Genomic DNA, 17,944 nt, shown 5'->3' with positions numbered 1-17,944 from the left:
CACCGCGACACTATGCCGTTTGAACGACGTATTCTTCCTTGTTTTACTGCGGATCTGAAGACTCGCCGCGCTGCATCATGGCCTGAGGCCGCACTCAATCTACCGTGGAACACGTGAGAAGAACACCGCTCGAACTGGCCGCTATAGCAACCGCGGCGGTGCCTGGATTGGCACCGACGGCTACAGCCTATTCCCCCGACGACGACGCCGATTTTGACTCGGCGCTGTTGCTCGATGCGGAAGGCAAGCGCTGGCGCGTCCGTTCGCCGCGCCATCCGGAAGCCAGCACCCGGTTGGAGACGGAGTTCATGGTGCTCCGCGCCTTCGCGCCCGCTATCCGGGCGGAGCTTCCGTTCCATGTCCCCACCATCGCGGGCACAGTACGCCAGGGGGCGCTCACCACCTTCGTTTACGCCCACCTTCAGGGCGCGATGCTGTCCATAGAGGAAATCTCAGCCGGAACTCCGGCGTTGGCCCGTGAAGTCGGTGCCGCCTTGGCAGCCATCCACGACCTGCCTCTGACGCTGGTCACCAACGCAGACCTCCCGAGCTACTCGGCCAACGAATTCCGGCAGCGCAAGCTCAACGAACTCGACCAGGCCGCCACCACCGGCAAGATCCCGGCAACGCTGCTTCGCCGCTGGGAACACGCACTCGAAGATGTTGCCCTCTGGCGGTTCAACACCTCAGTAGTGCACGGCGATCTTCACGAAGACAACCTCATGGTCCAGGATGACGCCGTGACCGCGGTGACAGGCTGGACGGACCTTCGCATTGGCGATCCGGCCGACGATTTTGCCTGGCTGGTGGCCTCCAACGAATCCTCATTCGTCCAAGCGGTCCTGAGCCACTACACACAGGCGCGCCGCGAGACTCCCGACAACCACCTTCTTCGCCGTGCTGCCCTGCTGGCCGAGTTTGCCCTGGCCCAATACTTGGTGAAGGCCATGGCCGCCGGACACCAAAGCATGACAGCCGAGGCGGAGTCCATGCTCCAAACCCTTGCCAACGACATCGAAGAGCAAGCCCGGCGCGACGAAGCGGCCCAAGCCGCCGAAAACGAGGCTGCAGCGCACGACCTCGCAGTCGCGGCCGCCTCGCAGCCGGCTGTCAGCGTCGTAGCGATTCCCGACGTCGGACCAGCCGTTTCGGTGGCCGCCATCCCCCCAGCCGCCGAACCGGCCGGCGCAACACAGGTGGGGTCTTCGAACGAAGAAGGCGAACCGGGCGGCACCGACGACGGGAACGAATCCGGCTCAGGCACCCCGGCCGACCACGATGAAACCTCAACGGCCGCCATCAACGTGGTCAACGTGACACCACTGCATTCGGTGGACCGCTCTTAGGCCTCAGGCACTGTTCTTCAAAGCACGTTCAATAATCTCCTCCAGTTCTTCGGCCGTGCCCAGATCATGTGGCCTCACCACGGAGTCGTCCACCACGTAGTAGAAGGCGGCACTGACGTCGTCCAGGGGAACTCCTTGCAATCGTGCCCAGGCGAGCCGGTACACGGCGAGCTGAACTGCGCGCGACGCCAACTGTTGGCCTGATGGACGGCGGCCGGTCTTCCAGTCAATGAGCTGCCAACGCCCATCAGAGTCACGGAAGACAGCGTCGATGCGACCACGGACCACGACGTCGCCGATGCGGGTTTCCACCGGAACTTCCACGAATGCGGGGGCACGATGGGCCCACTCTGACTGTTTGAACGCCGACACCATCTCGTCCAGGCCGTAGGCCTCGTCGATGTGGGCGTCCGAACCCGGTGCCTCGTCAAGGTCCAACATGCCGGTTGAGCCGAAGTACTCCTCCACCCAAGCATGGAAGGCCGTACCCTTGCGGGCTGAGATTCCAGGTTCCCGGGGCACGGGCCTGCGGAGTTGGGACAGGACAGCTGTCGGATCGGATCCGAGGTCCACGAACAGCGATGCAGAGATGTGGCTGGGCAGGTGGACGTCCTGGACTGATGAACGCATCCGCTGGCGGTCCAGCAGGAGTTCGGCCTCCTGGGACCATCGTGCGGCCATGCCACTCAGATCATCGGAGGCCTCGCTGGAGCTGTGTCCTTCCATAAAGCCGCGAACCAACGCCGCTGCTTGGTCCATGGCAGCCCGACGCCCGGGAACCAGCCTGAGACGCGCGCCGGTCCGGGGATCGGACGGTCCCTCCAGAGGATCATAGGGGAACTGTGCCACTTCCAAAGTTGCGGTCAACGGGCTTTCCTCCGGTAACGCTTCCTCGGCCACGGATTCCGCATGGATGACTGCTTGTGCCGTCCTGCGGGCGATAGCCGGTTCCCGGCCTTCCCCGTCCACTCCTTCCAATCCGGTGAGCGGGGCCAGTTCTGACAGGAAACCCGACATGGAGGCCATCCCCGAGCGGGAGCCGTTCCAAGCTGCGCTTGAGGCCCACAAGACAAATTTGGCCCGGGTGTAGGCCACATACGCCAGCCTGCGTTCCTCTGCCTCACCGTGATGCTGGACCTCGGACTTGAAATCCTTCTCTGCGTCCAGCCACCCTTTCTGGTCCGGCTGGTCAAGGTCCCACTGCGGGAGGTCTGCGCGGTCCCCCCGCAATGGCCACGGCAATGCAGCAGCTCCGCTGCTCCATCGGGAATCCCGGTTGCTGGGGAACGAACCGGCATTGAGCCCGGGAACAAAGACAACGTCCCATTCCAGTCCTTTGGAGGCATGGACTGTCAGCAACTGCACGGCTTCCCTGTTGGTCTCCACCGGAGCGACGTCCAAACCGCCCTCTTCTGATGCGGCCGCTTCCAGCCAGGACAGGAACGCCAGAAGGTCGATGCGCTGCGACGTCTGCAGGAACCCGGCCGCGGCGTCCTGGAACGCATCCAGGTTGCGGCGGGCCTGGTGAATGCTGATTCCCGGTTTGGCTGCCACTTCGATGTCCAGGAGCATCGCCCGTTCCACTTCGCCCAGGAGCGTGGTGAGGTCGTCGCCAATGTAGCTCCTAAGGAAGCGAAGTTCAGAGGCAAGCCTGGCGAGGCGTTCCAAACCGGCCTCGCTCAAGCTCCTTCCGTGCCCCGAAGTCCAGCCGGGCTTGGGCAGGAAGTCCAGGGCCTCCACCAGGCTTGCGGCATCGGTGATATCGCTCTCAACCACCACCGCTGCCGGCTCCTCATTGGCATCGATGGGATCCGGGTGGGAGTCCGGGGCAGACCGGCGACGGGCCAGCGAACGCGACCAATCGCTGAAAGCCATCAAGTCCGCCGGACCAATGCGCCAACGTGCTCCGGCCAGCAACCTCATCAGGGCATCAGAACGCCCAGGGTCTGCCAGCACCCGCAGGGTGGCGACCAAATCCACTATCTCCGGCGTGTCCAGCAGGCCTCCGAGGCCCACGATTTCATACGGGATCCCTTGCAGCTCGAACTCGCGGCGAAGGCACTCCATCTGGGCGCGTCGCCGGCACAGCACCGCCATCGTCGGCCTGACCGGCGTACCGTCCGCCTCCTCTTCGAAGACCGTCCGCTGGTAGCGCCGGACATCGCGGGCAATGACAGCGGCTTCATCCTCATCGGTGCTGAAACGCCCAATCACCACGCTCCCGTCAACGGCCGCCGGGCTGGGAACCAATGGCGGGACCGAGACACCGGAGGCTGAGTCCCTCTCCCCTGCCGGCCCATCCATGACCGCTGCCTTGTTCAAGGGCGCTGCGATGGTATTGGCCGCTTCCAAAATGTTCCGACCGTTGCGCCAGGCCGTAGTCAGGTACGACGTGGGAGCCACGGAGTACGTTTCAGTCCCGCCAGCCGTGTCGATACGCCTGACGGGAAACTCCTGCACAAAATGGAAGAGCTGTCCTGCCGAAGCACCGCGGAAACCATAGATCGACTGGTTCGGGTCGCCCACTGCGGTGACAGCGTGGCCCTGTCCAAACAGTCGCGAGAACAGGACGAGCTGCGCATGCGAGGTGTCTTGGAATTCGTCCAGGAGCACCACCTTGTAACGGGCACGTTCGGTGGTGGCGGCAAGGGGGATGTCGCTGGCGATCCTCGCGGCGAGTGCCACAAGGTCGCCGAAATCGAGGACACCCCGCTGCCGCTTTGCCTCCTGGTATCGGACCACCATGTCAGCGACACTGGCACGGGTCCTGAGCATCGACGCCAGCTCGCCAGCGGCCTGGGTGGGGTTCTTCTTTGCACAGGCTACGTAAGGAAGCTCTTCGAAGGTGTGGACACGTTCAAGGACCCATTCCCTGACCGCGGCCGGGTCCTGAAGGTGCTCGGCACACTCCCCCGCCAGCTGGATGACGGCGTTGACCAGGGTTGACTTGGCCGCGGTGAAGTGTTCGTAGTCGCCGTCGTAGGCCTCGACGACTTCACTGGCGAGCTGCCAGGACTGGGCGCCGCCCAACAGGACAACGTCGCGTTCAATACCCAGCCTCAGGCCGTAGTCGGAGACGATGCCGCTTGCGTAGGAGTGGTAAGTGGAGACCTTGGGTTCGAGGTCGTCTGTGCCCATCAACCCTTCCGGGAAACCAAGGCTGCCGTCGTCTTCGGTTGCAATGCGCTGCAGCGTGGCCAGTTTGCTCCGGATGCGGCTGGCAAGCTCCCCTGCGGCCTTCCGGGTGAAAGTGACGCCAAGGACTTCCTCAGGGCGCACCCAGCCGTTAGCCACGAGCCACACAACGCGGTCCGCCATGGTGGCAGTCTTTCCGGAACCGGCTCCAGCGATGACCAGGCGTGGAGTGAGGGACGATGCAATGATGGCGGCTTGTTCGTCCGTGGGGTGGTTCTTTTCACCCAAAACCCCAGCCAGTTGCGAGGGTGTGAACCGGGGCTCAGGAACGTCCTCCGCGCCCGGACTGCTGGCGGCAGAACCAGCCAGGAGCTCGATTGTCATTCGGTGACCTGCTTTCCTCTGGCACACAACGGGCAGATATCGGGGAGACGGCACCCATGGCCGCCGTGGCCGCTTTTGCTGGGGTCGTGCCGGGCTTCGAAAGTCGCCGCAGCCATGAGCCCAGCCGCCTCATTGACCAGGCCCTCGGCCCAGTTATCGGCAGGGTCAAGCGGCTCCTGCTGCTGCACGGCGGGGCTCTTGGCCTTGGTGCCGAGCTGGGCCAGCACCGCTCCGCCCGGGACTGCGGCGTCCGCCGGTCCGGCGTCGGGCGTTTCCGTAACGGTTACGGCGTCCCGGAAGGCACCTTGAAGGACGGCAGCCTGGTAAGCACCGAGCTGGGGGTGCCTGGCAACTTCGGCTTTACCGGGCTGGCGTTTTCCGGTCTTGAGGTCCACGACGACCAGCCGGCCCCCGGAATCGATCTCCAGACGGTCCACCTGACCTCGGAGGACTGCGTGCCGCGTGTTCCCGGCCCCGGGCTCGTCCACGCCAAGGTCATCCACGTGGACATCGGGAAGCTGGACTTCAAAATCATGCTCGACGGCCAGCAGGCTCCTTCCCTCGCTGCGCATGAGGAGCACATACTGGGCCAGCTTACGGACCATGAGTTCGGCCCTCTGGAAGTCCAGTTTGCCCTCCCAGTTGTCTTTCATGCCAAGGGTGGGCCAGCGTCTGACCAGCTCTGCGACGTACTCGGAGCCGGAGGCATCGGGCAGCTCCTGGGCGATGCTGTGCACCAGCGTTCCCAGGCTGCGCGCGAAATCCGTAGCTGCCTCTCCTCCAGCGGCCTGGACAAACCAATCCAGGGGTGACTTGTGGACAGCTTCGACTTTCGAGGGCGAGACGGACACTGTGCCCCCGGGCGGCACCACGGCAGCTTCAGAGCTCAGTGGTGCCAGCCCCCACCAGGTGTCCGGGTGGGCGCCCGCGACAGACGGTTCCGTGCTGGCGAGGCGGGCAAGTACCCGTGCAGCCTCCCGTGCGGTTTCCCGCCCCCCGGGATCGGACTCGCCTGCCTGTGCATGCTGCCGCAACTCCGCGACGAGTGCACGCAGGGTCATGGGACGGTCCACGGGCGTGTACTCGCGCCGATATTCGCCGCCGGCCAGCGGTGCCACGTAGTCCAGGAACGCCGAGGGCTGTTCGTCCTCGGAAGACACGGCAGTGCAAATAAGGACCTCGCGGGCACGCGAGACTGCCGTCGAAAAGCTCCTCAGCTCGTCGTAGCGGATGTCGCGGAGCCGGCTCAAGGGTCCACGTGCCAGGGCATAGTCCACCCCATGCTCCACGGCGTCGGCGTACACGGTGCTGCCGAGCAGTTCACCACGCAAACGGGTGTTGGGCCATACACCTTCCTGAAGGCCTGCAACGATCACCACCGGCCATTCCTTGCCTGCAGCGCTGGCCGGGGTCATGATCTCAACGCAGGCCTCCAGCTGTGCACGGGCCGCGAGGGTGTCCATGGGAAGTTCCTGGTTCATTAAATAGTCAAGGAACTGTTCGGGACCGGAGCCCGGCAACTGGTCCACGAACCGTTCCGCCGTGTGGAACAGCGCCATCATGGCATCCAGGTCCCGGTCAGCGCGCGCCCCGGCGGTGCCGCCCTCAAGCGCTGCTTCTGCCCACCGGGATGACAACCCCGTGGCCTGCCATAGGGCCCACAGCACGGATTCGGCATTCGCGCCAGGCTGTTCTGCGGCCGCGGCCCCCGCCGAAAACATCCGTGCCAGCCGACGTGCCGAGCTGCCTTCAATTCCCAGTGAAGCCAAAGCGCCTGGCTGAAGCAACGCCTCCACGAGCAAAGCGTCACTTGACCGCCCTCCGCCGCCGAGCAGTTCCTCGCGGCGCAACGACTGCCGCAGTCTGCGCAGTTCGATAGCGGTGGCGCCGCCGATCCGGGAGGTGAGGAGGGAAACTGCTGTCTCGGGGGTGAGTTTGGCGGGGTCCAGGACAATCGCGAAGGCCTCCAATAGAGGACGGACTGCCACTTCGTCGCGGACGGCCGAGTCCGCCACAGGAACCCGCACCGGGATCCCCTGGCCGCCCAGGTAGCGCTGCAATTGCGAGATCTGCCCGCCGTTGCGAACAATCACCGCGATATCGCTGAACTCCCGCCCCTCACGGAGCTGCGCTTCAAGGATGCGTTGGGCTACGTATCGCATTTCGTGGACGGCGGAGGGAAGCACATGACCTTCCACGCGGCCCTCCCCTGCCCCGTTATCCTGCCCGGAAACAGAGTCGGCCGGTTGTTCCATTCGCCGTGCGAGCTGACCGCCGGACCGCTGTGAAATGCGGGCGGCGACCCGCGTCCAGGCTTCGGCTACCGCCGGCGTATGCCGGTGGGTGACGCCCAGGGGAAGTTCCACGATGTCCTGATTGGCGCCCCCCAGCAGGGATGGCAGCTCAGCTACGAGGTCCGGCCGCGCACCCCGGAACCCCTGCACGACGGTATCCGGGGAATACGTCACCACAACATCCTTGCCCTCCGCCACATCGGCGAGGAGCTCGAACACGGCAGGGTTGGATTCCTGGGCGTCGTCCACGAGGATGAGCTGGAGCCGGTCCCTTTCGGCGGCCAGGAACGACGGTGAGTCCTGGAAAATCTGCCGTGCCGCGGTGATAATTCCAGCGGGGTCGAAGGCCTCGGGCATTCGCAGGTCCAGGACATCCCTGTACTCGCTGTACAGCTCTGCCGCCGCCATCCAGTCCGGCCGGCCACATTCATAGGCCAGGCCAACCAGGTCTTCGGCAGTTCGGCCCGATTCGATGATGCGGTCGAACAACTGCCGGATCTCGTGGCGGAAACCGCGGGTGGGCAGCGCAGCCGTAAGATCCTCGGGCCAGGGCAGATGGAAACCGGGACGCGCATGGCCTTCCAGCAGCTCTTTGATGATGAGGTCCTGTTCGGGTCCGGACAGGAGCTTGGGCGGCCGGGCCAGCGGAAGGATGCCTTCTGCTTTGGCGCGCCGGATGACATCGAAGGCGTACGAAGCCCACGTCCGCGCCGGCGTCGTGCTGAGGCTACGGTCCAATCGACCCGTGAAGGTGTCCCGCAGGCCAGCGGCCGCGTGCCGTGCCGGGGCAAGGATGAGGATGCTGCCCGGATCCAGGCCATCCTCGCGGACCCGGCGGACAGCCGATTCAATGAGGACTGTGGACTTGCCCGTTCCCGGACCGCCTGGGACGAGTACGGGGCCACTTCCCTGTGGAAGCGAAACCACGGCCTGCTGGTCCGGGGATAGAACAGGTGCCGCGTAGTGGGTCTCGCGCGGCGGCAGCAGGCGGAGCGTTGCCGAAGCTTGGCGGGTTTTAGTGGGTGTCGCGGTCACACAGTCATTTCATCATCGGGCACCGACAAAATATGGAGTTGACGCTCCAACTGGTCCGAGATCACATCAAGTTGATCAAATTCCGCATCCGTTGGTGCCCAACGCGCGGCGGCCAAGTCCACGCGCCACCGGCCCTCGCCCGTGAGCAGGAAAGCCTGGTACGCACCATGAAGAGGGGTGGATTCGGCCAGGTAGTGCCGCAGGGCATCGGCTTCGTGCCCGGCAGGCGCCTCGCCGCTGGCCCGCAGCACCCTCCACCACGCCACGGGACTGCCGTAATGGCTCATGACGGAGCCGACCTGCCGTGGACCACCGGCGCCCAGAAGCTCGGCGACATCACCATAGGACACTGCCGAGCCGGACGGAACGAGGTCCACAACGGCCAGCACCGCCGTCACATACTCCATCCGCATGTGTTCAGCGTAACGGCAGGAGTGTCGTGCCCAAATAGTGTCGGAGCCAGCCGGTAGCTTGAAGACATGAGCTCCTGGAACACCCTCTCCCGCGCCGCCTTCGACCTCGAGACCACCGGGAAAAACTCCCGGTCAGCGCGGATCGTCACCGCATCCATCACGGTGGTGGATGAACGCGGGGAGCTCATCGCCGAGCATGAATGGCTGGCGGATCCAGGTGTTGAAATTCCTGCCGAGGCCAGCGAGGTCCACGGCGTGACCACCGAAAGGGCGCGGGCGGAGGGGCGCCCCGCCGCAGAGGTCACCCACGAGGTAGCCGCAGTTCTTCAGGGACTTTTCGACGACGGCACTCCGGTCATCGCTTTCAACGCCAGTTACGATTTCACGGTCCTCGCGGCGGAATCCGCCCGCTACGGCGTCCCTCAACTGACGCGCTTCCCCGTACTGGATCCCTACATCATGAACAAGCAGGTTGACCGTTACCGGAAGGGCAAGCGGACCCTGACCGCCCTGTGCGAGGAATACGGGGTTGACCTCAACAATGCCCACACGTCAGCTGCGGATGCCCTGGCAACCTTGAGGGTGCTGGACGCCATGGCCGGCAAGTTTCCCAAGCTGCAGATGCCGGCATCCACGCTCCACCAGTTGCAGGTGGACTGGGCGGCCTCGCAGGCTGCTGATTTCCAGCAGTATCTCCGCCGCAGCAAGCCGACGGCCGTCATCGAGGGCGAATGGCCCGTCCTTCCGCCCGAGGACGCCAGCAGAGGCGGCTTCTAGCGGCGCACCGCGCACGCGGAACCGTCCCCCGCGGATTACGTTCTGCGACGCAAGTCACATCTGATTTCGGGAACCCCCATCAGGCCTGTATTCGTGCGCGGATTCCACGACTTCGTCCAACCGTTGAATAGTTTAAGGGGCAATGCACTCCTGGTAGGAACTATATTCGGCTAAACCGAGCGTTGGCACCCACTTATTCGATTCACTGGCTCCTGGGGCCCTGGTGACATAATTAAGTTTGGCGGGTTGAAGTCTGCTAGGGCAGCCAACTTTCGTTTCGCTGCCGTGTTCCCCGCCCACCGCGATACGTCTCCGTGACCCGATGAAAGTGATTTCTTCATGAAATTCAAAGCCCCTAAGTGGCTGTCTGTCGCCCCTGTGGCCGCAGCCCTGGTGATTTCCCTGGCAGCATGCGGCGGTGGATCCTCCACCCCGAGCGGCACCCCCACCGACGCCCTCGCCGGCAGCGACCAAAAGAGCCTGGACTCCTTCACCACCGCTGACGTCACCCCCTTGGACAAGATCGACAAGTCCAAGCTCGGCCTCATCACTGACGGCACCCTTCGCGTGGGCACCCTCTCCGACGCCCCGCCCAACATCTTCATTGATCCTTCCGGCAAGTTCACCGGCTACGACAATGAACTGCTGCGCGCCATCGGCGACAAGCTGGGCCTCAAGGTCGAATTCGCATCGACTGACTTCTCAGCACTGCTCTCCCAGGTGGGCAACAAGCAGTTCGACGTCGGATCCTCCTCGATCTCCACCACGGACGCCCGCCGCAAGACCGTCGGTTTCACCAACGGTTACGACTTTGGCTACATGGCCGTCGTCACCAAGAAGGATTCCAAGGTCACCGGCTTCGGCGACATCAAGGAAGGCCTGCGCGTCGGCGTTGTCCAGGGCACCGTCCAGGATGACTACATGACCAACACGCTCAAGATCGAGCCTGTCCGTTTCCCTGACTACAACACGGTCTACGGCAACGTAAAGAACGGCCAGATCGACGCTTGGGTGGCCCCGTCGCAGCAGGCAGAAGGCCAGGTCAAGGAAGGCGACAACACCAAGATCGCCGAAAAGGTTGTCAACACCCAGAACTTCACCGCGTACGCAGTGAACAAGGACAACAAGCCCCTGATCGATGCCCTGAACTCCGGCTTGGACGCTGTGATCGCCGATGGCACGTGGACCAAGCTCACGGCCGAGTGGTACAAGGATCGTCCGACTGCTGCTGAGCAGACCCCCCAGGGCTGGAAGCCGGGCAGCAAGGCCGTCCAGATCCCCGCCAAGTAACCCGGACGTTCCATGGATATCCTCAACCAACTGGCCCAAAGCTTCTTTGACTGGAAGGCGATAGGCGAAGTCCTTCCCAAGATGTTCGCCGTCGGCTTGCCCAACACCATCGTGCTGGCTGTCGTCTCCGGCGTCATCGGGACAGCGATCGGGATGCTGCTCGCCCTGATGGGGATTTCCCGGAACGCAGCGGCACGGTGGATAGCCCGCATCTACACGGACATTCTCCGCGGGCTTCCACCGGTGCTGACCATCCTGGTGATCGGATTCGGGTTCGGCCCGATTGTTCGTGAACTCACAGGCTCAACCAGCCCGTACCCCATGGCCATTGCGGCACTGTCCCTGATGTCTGGTGCCTACATCGGTGAGATCTTCCGGTCCGGCATCCAGAGCGTGGACAAGGGCCAGCTGGAGGCTACCCGCGCCCTCGGGTTCAGCTACGGTTCCTCCATGCGCCTGGTAGTGGTCCCCCAGGGTATCCGCCGCGTGCTTCCGGCCCTGGTCAACCAGTTCATCGCGTTGATCAAGGAGTCGTCGCTGGTCTTCATGTTGGGCCTCCTGGCAACCGAGCGTGAGATCTTCCAGATCGGCAAGGACGCGGCGGCCAACACAGGCAACCTGTCCCCCTATGTAGCTGCCGCCATCTTCTACCTGGCACTGACCATTCCGCTCACCCACTTCGTGAACTGGATTGATGCCCGGATGCGGACCGGCCGTCCGGAGAAGAAAGAACCGGACGAAGCAGCAGCCGTCGTTGGAAAAGGAGCCCAAGCATGAGTGAATTCGTTTCAGGCACATTGACGGCCAAGAACATCCACTTGTCCTTCGGCAGCAACCACGTCCTGCGTGGCATTGACCTGCACGTCGAGAAGGGCACCACCGCCTCGGTGATCGGTCCTTCGGGTTCGGGCAAGTCGACGCTGCTTCGCGTCATGAACCGGCTCATCGAGCCGGACCAGGGCGACATCCTGCTTGACGGGCGCTCGGTTCTCAAGGACAACCCTGATGAGCTGCGCCGCCGGATCGGCATGGTCTTCCAGCAATTCAACCTGTTCCCGCACAAGACGGTGGCAGAGAACATCTCGCTGGCACTGCGCAAACTCCGTGGCATGTCCAAGGAGCAGGCCCGGGACGAGGCCCTGAACCAGCTGGACCTGGTGGGCTTGAAGCACAAAGCGGACTCCCGGCCGGCCAACCTCTCAGGTGGCCAGCAGCAGCGTGTGGCTATTGCCCGCGCGCTGGCCATGAAGCCGGAAGTGATGTTCTTCGACGAGGCAACATCTGCGTTGGACCCGGAGCTGGTCAAGGGCGTCCTGGCCCTCATGACGGACCTGGCCAAGGGTGGCATGACCATGGTGGTGGTGACCCACGAGATGGGCTTCTCCCGCAACGTTTCTGACGTGGTGACCTTCATGGATGCCGGTGTGGTCGTGGAGTCGGGCCCGCCCGAGCAATTGTTCACGGATCCGCGCACGGAGCGCCTCCAGGGCTTCCTTTCGGACGTACTTTAGAAGCCAGGCCACGGGAAACCCCGCTTTGTGTGCCCCCTCGGGGCTGCGCGAGGCGGGGTTTCCTGCGTTCGGAAACAGAAGCTACTGGCCGGCCTTGACCCGCAGGATGGTCAGCGCTGCGGCGTCCACCTTGGCACGGAACGCCTGATCGGACTGGGCCTTCTGCACCACAGCCTGGTGCATGGCGGGGATGCGGGCAGGATCGGCGCACACCAGCATGGTTCCCCCGGCAGCAAAGAAATTCAGCGCCCTGTCGGCATCGGACCATGCTTCCAATTGAGCCGCGCTGCAGAGGTCGTCTGACAGGACGATTCCCGTGAACCCGGCATCAGTCCGCAGCATGGTGTCCATGATGGTCGCTGAAAAGGGTGCAATGTTGGCGGGGTCGATCTTGTCGTAATAGGCATTTGAGACCATGACCCACCTGGCGCCACCTTTAATGGCTGCCTGGAACGGTTCCAGGGCGGGATCATTACGGGTGGTGGAAGTGTCCCGGACCTCGCTGCTGACGTCCGTATTGGGAACCACTCGGCCCAGGCCCGGGAAGTGTTTCACTACTGGAGCGACGCCGGCATCCTTCATGCCATCCGCGAAGGCATTGCCCAGCTCCGAGACATCGTGGGGTGTGAAGCCGTACTCCCGCTGGAAGTGGCCTATCGGGGCGTTGGACGGGGCAAATTCGGGACTCGTGACGGTATCCAGGACTGGGGCAAGGTTCACGTTGACGCCAACGCTGCGTAGCTCCTTGCCCCAGACGGCCGCGTCGGCACGGAGCTTGGTGGGCCCTGCCCCAGCCTGTACCAGCGCTGCGGGTATTTGCGAGAAGCCCGGACCGGACAGGACCTGTACGAATCCGCCTTCCTGGTCTGTGGCGACCGACAACGGCAACCCACCGGTTGTGGCAGCGGAAACCGTGCCGGTCAATGCTGACACCACCGACGCTGTGGTCGCCGTTCCTGCTTTGCTGCGCCCGCTCAAGTAGACGTTGCCCACGTGATATTTGTTCAGCGCGGCCATGGTTGCAGGTTCGGCGCCGGTAGCCTTGGCAGCGACCATGAACAGCTGTCCAACGCGTTGTTCCACGTCCAGGGTGCCGAGCTGCTGTTCGGCGGCGGATGGGGTGCTGGTGGCCGGCTGGGGGTCCGGAGCAGGGGCCGCTGGAGCAGAAGGCCGCGCGGAGGGCGTTGCCGCCGCGGTGCTGGGAACCGGGGCAGCTGATGACGTGGAAGCGGAGGCCGACGGCGTCCCTTGAGTTGGGTTCTGGGCGGAGCTTCCGTTGCCTGCCGAGCAGCCGGACGCCATGGCGAGCAGAGCTCCAGCCGCCGCGATGCTCATTCCGAGGGATGCAATTGTCTGGGTCTTGCGCATGGTAAACCGTTGATTCGTTGGGGTTGGGTTTCCACTTACGAGCCTACCCCGTGCGGGTACAACAATGCCCCGGGCAGCTGCGCAGTGCAGCCCCCCGGGGCAGGCTGGCCACGTCAGGCTGAGGCGGCGGCCGCAGCTTTCGCAGCTGCCGGGAGTGCCTCGAAGATCCGGCTCATTGCTGCGTCGTCGTGGGCTGCAGACAGGAACCAGGCTTCGAAGACAGACGGCGGAAGATAAACACCGGAGTCCAGCATGGAGTGGAAGAAGGGCGCGTAGCGGACAGATTCCTGGCCCTGGGCGTCGTCGTAGTTGTGCACGCCGTGGGCGGAGGTGCCGAACGCGACGGAGAACAGGTTGCCTGCCCTCTGGATGGAGTGGTCTACTCCGGCAGCGTCAAGGGCAGACGACAATGCCGCGGACAGCTCCAGCGAACGGGCATCGACGTGGGCGTAGACCTCAGGCGTCGCGTTCGTCAGCGTTGCCACGCCAGCAGCCATGGCCACAGGATTGCCGGACAAGGTGCCGGCCTGGTAAACCGGACCAACCGGAGCGAGGTAGTCCATGACGTCGGCGCGTCCGCCGAGTGCCGCCGTCGGCATTCCGCCGCCGATGACCTTGCCGAAGGTGAGAAGGTCCGGCGCCCAGCCCTCCTGACGGCCAGTCAGGCCCCAGTAGCCGGCATGTCCAGTGCGGAATCCGGTGAGCACTTCGTCGAGGATGAGCAGCGCACCGTATTCCTTGGTGATTCGGGAAAGACCGGCGTTGAAGCCCTCTCCCGGGGTCACGACACCCATGTTGGCCGGCGCAGCTTCAGTGATGATGGCAGCGATGTTGTTGCCGTGGACGGCGAAGGCAGCTTCGACGGCGGCGAGGTCGTTGTAAGGCAGCACCAGGGTCTCAGCTGCCGTGGCTTCAGTGACACCTGCCGACCCGGGCAAGGCCAGAGTGGCGACGCCCGAACCGGCCGCGGCGAGCAGTCCATCGAGGTGGCCGTGGTAGCAGCCGGCGAACTTGATGATGAGGTTGCGGCCGGTAAAGCCGCGGGCCAGGCGAACGGCCGTCATGGTGGCTTCCGTGCCGGTGGACACCATCCGGAGGCGTTCGACGGCGGAGACGCGTTCCTTGACGATGGCAGCCAGGTTGGCTTCGTCCGGGGTGGAGGCGCCGAAGGACAGGCCACGGTCCACGGCCGCGTGGACGGCCTCGAGGACGGCCGGGTGGGCATGGCCCAGCAATGCCGGCCCCCAGGAGCACACCAGGTCAACGTATTCTTTGCCGTCCGCGTCCGTGAGGTAGGCACCCTTGGCCGAGACCATGAACTTCGGGTTGCCACCCACGGATCCGAAGGCGCGGACCGGGGAGTTCACGCCTCCGGGCATAAGGGACCGGGCGCGGTCGAAGAGCTGGTCGGACACGGGGGTGTTTGAAGTCATGGTTCCTATTCTTTCAGTGATTCATCAGCGGCAGGGCCGTCGCCTACGAGGCCGCGGCAAGCAGCTCGGCGACCCGTGGGGCCACCTGTGTGCCGTAAAGCTCGATGCAGCGCATCATGGATTGGTGCGGCAGGGTCCCATTGCTGTATTTGAGGTCGAAGCGGTCAACCCCGAGGTTCCGCTTCAGGAGCGCGATCTTCTGCGCCACGGTTTCCGGAGAGCCCACATAGAGTGCGCCTTCGGGACCGCACATCGCATCGAATTCGCCCCGGTTGCCGGGTCCCCAGCCACGCTCGGCGCCGATTCTGTTGCGCTGTTCAAGCCAGTGCGGGAAGAGTTCTTCGCGGGCGGCCTCGTCGGTATCGGCGATGAAACCCGGTGAGTGTGTCGCTATCTGGCGCATCGGGTGGCCGTATTTGCCCATGGCCTCGCGGTACAGATTCACCAAGGGCGCAAAGCGGCGGGGTTCTCCGCCGATGATGGCGAAGATGATCGGGTATCCGTATTCGGCACAGCGCAGTACAGACTCAGGTGTTCCGCCTACTCCGATCCAGGCGGGCAACAGATGGTGCTGCAGCTTCGGGTAGACCTGGAGCCCGCTGACGTTGGGTCGGGTACGGCCTTCCCAATGGACCGGCTTCTGCGCGCGCACTTTGTCGAAGAGCTCAAGCTTTTCCTCGAAGAGGACCTCATAATCGGCCAGGTCAAGGCCGAACAGCGGGAAGGACTCCACGAACGAACCCCGTCCGAGCATCACCTCGGCCCTGCCGTTCGATATCGCGTCAACGGTGGAGAAGCGTTGGAACACCCTGATGGGATCGTCCGAGCTCAGCACCGTGACAGCCGAGCCGAGGCGGATCCGGGACGTCACAGCCGCTGCCGCGGCGAGGAAAACCTCCGGCGCGGACACGGCAAAGTCCCGACGATGGTGCTCACCGACGCCGAAAGCATGGAGGCCGACGGAGTCTGCGAGTTTCGCTTCTTCCAACAGCTCCCGCAGGACTTGGGCATGCTCCTTGGGATTTCCGTCGGCGTCGAGTCCCGCGTCGCCGAAGGTGTTCAGCCCGAGCAGGATCTGGTCAGAAGCTACCGGTGCTGTGGGGTCGGAAGAAACAGAGGTCATCAGGACTCCTTAAGCCAGCCTGCCAGTTCGGAGGCCCAGTAGGTCAGTACGGTATCGGCGCCGGCCCGCTTGATCCCCAGTACGGACTCGGTGATGGCACCACGCCGGTCGATCCAGCCTTTGGCCGCAGCCGCTTCGATCATGGCGTACTCACCTGATATTTGGTAGGCCGAAACGGGCACCGGGCTCATGGCGGCGACGTCGGCAAGGATGTCCAGGTAGCTCATGGCCGGCTTGACCATGACCATGTCCGCTCCTTCCTCCAAGTCCAACTCAACTTCGAGGATGGCTTCGCGACGGTTGGCCGCGTCCATTTGGTAGGTCCGGCGGTCACCCTTCAGCTGGGAATCAACGGCCTCACGGAACGGGCCGTAGAAAGCGGAAGCATATTTTGCGGCGTACGCCAGGACCGCGGTGTTCTTGTGGCCGGATTCCTCCAGGGCCTGCCTGATGACGGCGATCTGGCCGTCCATCATTCCCGAAGGGCCCAGGACGTGCGCGCCGGCATCTGCTTGGGCGACTGCCATCTTGCCGTAGATTTCCAACGTGGCGTCATTGTCCACGTAGCCCTCGGCGTCCAGTACACCGCAGTGGCCGTGGTCTGTGAATTCGTCCAAACACACGTCGCCCATGATCACCAGGTCGTCACCGACTTCGGCTTTGACGTCGCGGATTGCCTTGTTCAGGACACCGTCAGGGTCAAGGGATGCAGTGCCCTGCGCGTCCCGGACCGCGGGTACGCCGAACAGCATGATGCCGCCCACTCCCAGCTGCACGGCCTCGGCGGCAGCACGCTTCAGGGAGTCGGTGGTGTGCTGGACGACGCCCGGCATGGAGCTGATGGGGCTCGGTTCAGTGAGGCCCTCCCGGATGAATGCCGGGAGGATCAGGTCTGCGGGGGCCAGCCGGTTCTCGGCGGTCAGCCTGCGCATGGCGGGAGTTGTGCGCAAGCGGCGGGGACGATGGTTTGGAAAGCTCATTGCGGGTTCCCTTCGTTGGCGAAAACAGATACCAGGGCGGCCACGATGCCGTCCGGTGTTGGTTCTTTGGCCGTGGCAGCCACGGCGAGTCCGAGCTGGGAGGCCGCAGCCGCCGTCGGACGTCCAATCGCGATGACCTGGCAGCGGCCCAGTCCCGGAAAGTCCCTGGCGATGCGCCGTGCGCCACTGGGCGAGGCGAGCACCACGGCGTCCATGGTCCCGGCGTCCAGGGCGTCCCGCACTTCCGCAGGACTCATGATCCGCGGTGCCCGGTCTTCAACCACGACGGCGGATGGCAGCTGCGTAGTCAGGCGGGAACCGGCGCGGGCCGGGAAATCAACGGTGTGGTAGGCGGTCACGGCAGTGACGTCGGCGCCCTTCGCTGCCAGGCCTTCACGGAGGCCCGGCGCGGCAATATCTGCTTGGGGCAGGAAGACCTGCCCGGGTGCCGCTGTCCAGAGCTCAAGAAGGCCATCCGCCGACTGCACCTCGACTGGCGCCAGCGCAACTGTGAGTCCAACGGACTCCAGCGCGCGCCTGGTCGACTCGCCAACGGTGGCCACCCTGGTCCCGGCGGGGACCAGATGAGCAAGGGTGACACCGCGTTCGGCAGCCTTTTCCAGCAGGACCCGTACCGTCGTGATGCTGCTGACGACCAGCCAGTCGAATCCTCCCGCTGACAGCCGGTCGATGCCCTCATCCAACGGGGACTGGTCTTGGGCCCGTTCGAAATCGATCAGTGGAAGCACCAGTGGCTCCGCACCGGCTCCGGTGAGGAGTGAAGCCAAAGCCTGGGCGCGGTCGGCGGTCCTGGTAACCAGGACGCGCCGGCCGGCCAAGGTTTGTGCTTCCAAG

General features: G+C 64.3%; 13 protein-coding genes. 5 read left to right on the top strand and 8 right to left on the bottom strand.

What is annotated here, in order from left to right; all coding sequences use genetic code 11:
• Nucleotides 1-113: 113 nt before the first annotated feature.
• Nucleotides 114-1,346, top strand: a complete 1,233-nt coding sequence (locus QRM57_RS11050; protein ID WP_284986587.1) for a macrolide 2'-phosphotransferase — start codon at nt 114-116, stop codon at nt 1,344-1,346.
• 3 nt (nt 1,347-1,349) lie between these two features.
• Here the strand turns inward: QRM57_RS11050 and QRM57_RS11045 are convergent, their stop codons facing one another.
• Genes QRM57_RS11045 through QRM57_RS11035 form a run of 3 tightly spaced genes read right to left on the bottom strand, consistent with a single transcriptional unit; the run spans nt 1,350 to nt 8,607 of the window.
• A complete protein-coding gene (locus tag QRM57_RS11045; protein ID WP_284986586.1) occupies nt 1,350-4,865 on the bottom strand; it encodes an ATP-dependent helicase in 3,516 nt (1,171 codons plus the stop codon).
• Entirely contained in the window at nt 4,862-8,194 is a 3,333-nt protein-coding gene (locus QRM57_RS11040; protein WP_284986585.1) for an ATP-dependent helicase, read from the bottom strand. The genes QRM57_RS11045 and QRM57_RS11040 overlap by 4 nt, the downstream gene beginning before the upstream one ends.
• The gene (locus QRM57_RS11035) at nt 8,191-8,607 is read right to left on the bottom strand and encodes an MGMT family protein (protein ID WP_257369245.1); all 417 of its coding nucleotides are present in this window, start codon (nt 8,605-8,607) and stop codon (nt 8,191-8,193) included. Before QRM57_RS11035 ends, QRM57_RS11040 begins: the two co-directional genes overlap by 4 nt.
• A gap of 66 nt (nt 8,608-8,673) precedes the next feature.
• Between QRM57_RS11035 and QRM57_RS11030 the strand changes: the two genes are divergently transcribed.
• The 4 genes from QRM57_RS11030 to QRM57_RS11015 all read left to right on the top strand — a co-directional run bounded on the left by QRM57_RS11030 (nt 8,674) and on the right by QRM57_RS11015 (nt 12,185).
• Complete coding sequence (locus QRM57_RS11030; protein WP_284986584.1) at nt 8,674-9,384, top strand: 3'-5' exonuclease; 711 nt, start codon at nt 8,674-8,676, stop codon at nt 9,382-9,384.
• Between the two features lie 339 nt (nt 9,385-9,723).
• Nucleotides 9,724-10,674, top strand: coding sequence for an ABC transporter substrate-binding protein (locus tag QRM57_RS11025; protein WP_235520656.1), 951 nt, complete (start codon nt 9,724-9,726; stop codon nt 10,672-10,674).
• 12 nt (nt 10,675-10,686) lie between these two features.
• Complete coding sequence (locus QRM57_RS11020; protein WP_257369247.1) at nt 10,687-11,451, top strand: amino acid ABC transporter permease; 765 nt, start codon at nt 10,687-10,689, stop codon at nt 11,449-11,451.
• Nucleotides 11,448-12,185 (top strand): amino acid ABC transporter ATP-binding protein, encoded by a 738-nt coding sequence (locus QRM57_RS11015; RefSeq protein WP_211714242.1) that lies wholly within the window; start codon nt 11,448-11,450, stop codon nt 12,183-12,185. Before QRM57_RS11020 ends, QRM57_RS11015 begins: the two co-directional genes overlap by 4 nt.
• Nucleotides 12,186-12,266: 81 nt before the next feature.
• On the opposite strand, the gene QRM57_RS11010 is transcribed toward QRM57_RS11015, so the two are convergent.
• From QRM57_RS11010 to QRM57_RS10990, 5 genes are all read right to left on the bottom strand, one after another.
• Nucleotides 12,267-13,553, bottom strand: coding sequence for a glycoside hydrolase family 3 N-terminal domain-containing protein (locus QRM57_RS11010; protein ID WP_284986582.1), 1,287 nt, complete (start codon nt 13,551-13,553; stop codon nt 12,267-12,269).
• 113 nt (nt 13,554-13,666) lie between these two features.
• Nucleotides 13,667-14,986, bottom strand: a complete 1,320-nt coding sequence (hemL, locus tag QRM57_RS11005; protein WP_284986581.1) for a glutamate-1-semialdehyde 2,1-aminomutase — start codon at nt 14,984-14,986, stop codon at nt 13,667-13,669.
• A 43-nt stretch (nt 14,987-15,029) separates the two neighbouring features.
• Nucleotides 15,030-16,109: an LLM class flavin-dependent oxidoreductase gene (locus QRM57_RS11000; RefSeq protein ID WP_284986580.1), complete on the bottom strand. Its 1,080-nt coding sequence runs from the start codon at nt 16,107-16,109 to the stop codon at nt 15,030-15,032.
• Complete coding sequence (gene hemB, locus QRM57_RS10995) at nt 16,109-17,089, bottom strand: porphobilinogen synthase (RefSeq protein ID WP_284986579.1); 981 nt, start codon at nt 17,087-17,089, stop codon at nt 16,109-16,111. Before hemB ends, QRM57_RS11000 begins: the two co-directional genes overlap by 1 nt.
• Nucleotides 17,086-17,943 carry a uroporphyrinogen-III synthase gene (locus QRM57_RS10990; RefSeq protein ID WP_284986578.1) on the bottom strand — a complete coding sequence of 286 codons (858 nt, stop codon included), beginning with the start codon at nt 17,941-17,943 and terminating at the stop codon, nt 17,086-17,088. Before QRM57_RS10990 ends, hemB begins: the two co-directional genes overlap by 4 nt.
• Between the last annotated feature and the right edge of the window lies 1 nt (nt 17,944).

Source organism: Arthrobacter sp. fls2-241-R2A-172 (assembly GCF_030208885.1).
Lineage (GTDB): Bacteria > Actinomycetota > Actinomycetes > Actinomycetales > Micrococcaceae > Arthrobacter.
The sequence above is the reverse complement of the archived record's forward strand: the minus strand, read 5'-3'. Positions and strand labels throughout refer to the sequence as shown.

Excerpts from the sequence above, each read along its gene's own strand:
- QRM57_RS11045 (WP_284986586.1), bottom strand. The coding sequence starts at position 4,865 with ATGACAATCGAGCTCCTGGCTGGTTCTGCCGCCAGCAGTCCGGGCGCG.
- QRM57_RS11035 (WP_257369245.1), bottom strand. The coding sequence starts at position 8,607 with ATGCGGATGGAGTATGTGACGGCGGTGCTGGCCGTTGTGGACCTCGTT.
- QRM57_RS11030 (WP_284986584.1), top strand. The coding sequence starts at position 8,674 with ATGAGCTCCTGGAACACCCTCTCCCGCGCCGCCTTCGACCTCGAGACC.
- QRM57_RS11025 (WP_235520656.1), top strand. The coding sequence starts at position 9,724 with ATGAAATTCAAAGCCCCTAAGTGGCTGTCTGTCGCCCCTGTGGCCGCA.
- QRM57_RS11020 (WP_257369247.1), top strand. The coding sequence starts at position 10,687 with ATGGATATCCTCAACCAACTGGCCCAAAGCTTCTTTGACTGGAAGGCG.
- QRM57_RS11015 (WP_211714242.1), top strand. The coding sequence starts at position 11,448 with ATGAGTGAATTCGTTTCAGGCACATTGACGGCCAAGAACATCCACTTG.
- QRM57_RS11010 (WP_284986582.1), bottom strand. The coding sequence starts at position 13,553 with ATGCGCAAGACCCAGACAATTGCATCCCTCGGAATGAGCATCGCGGCG.
- hemL (WP_284986581.1), bottom strand. The coding sequence starts at position 14,986 with ATGACTTCAAACACCCCCGTGTCCGACCAGCTCTTCGACCGCGCCCGG.
- QRM57_RS11000 (WP_284986580.1), bottom strand. The coding sequence starts at position 16,109 with ATGACCTCTGTTTCTTCCGACCCCACAGCACCGGTAGCTTCTGACCAG.
- hemB (WP_284986579.1), bottom strand. The coding sequence starts at position 17,089 with ATGAGCTTTCCAAACCATCGTCCCCGCCGCTTGCGCACAACTCCCGCC.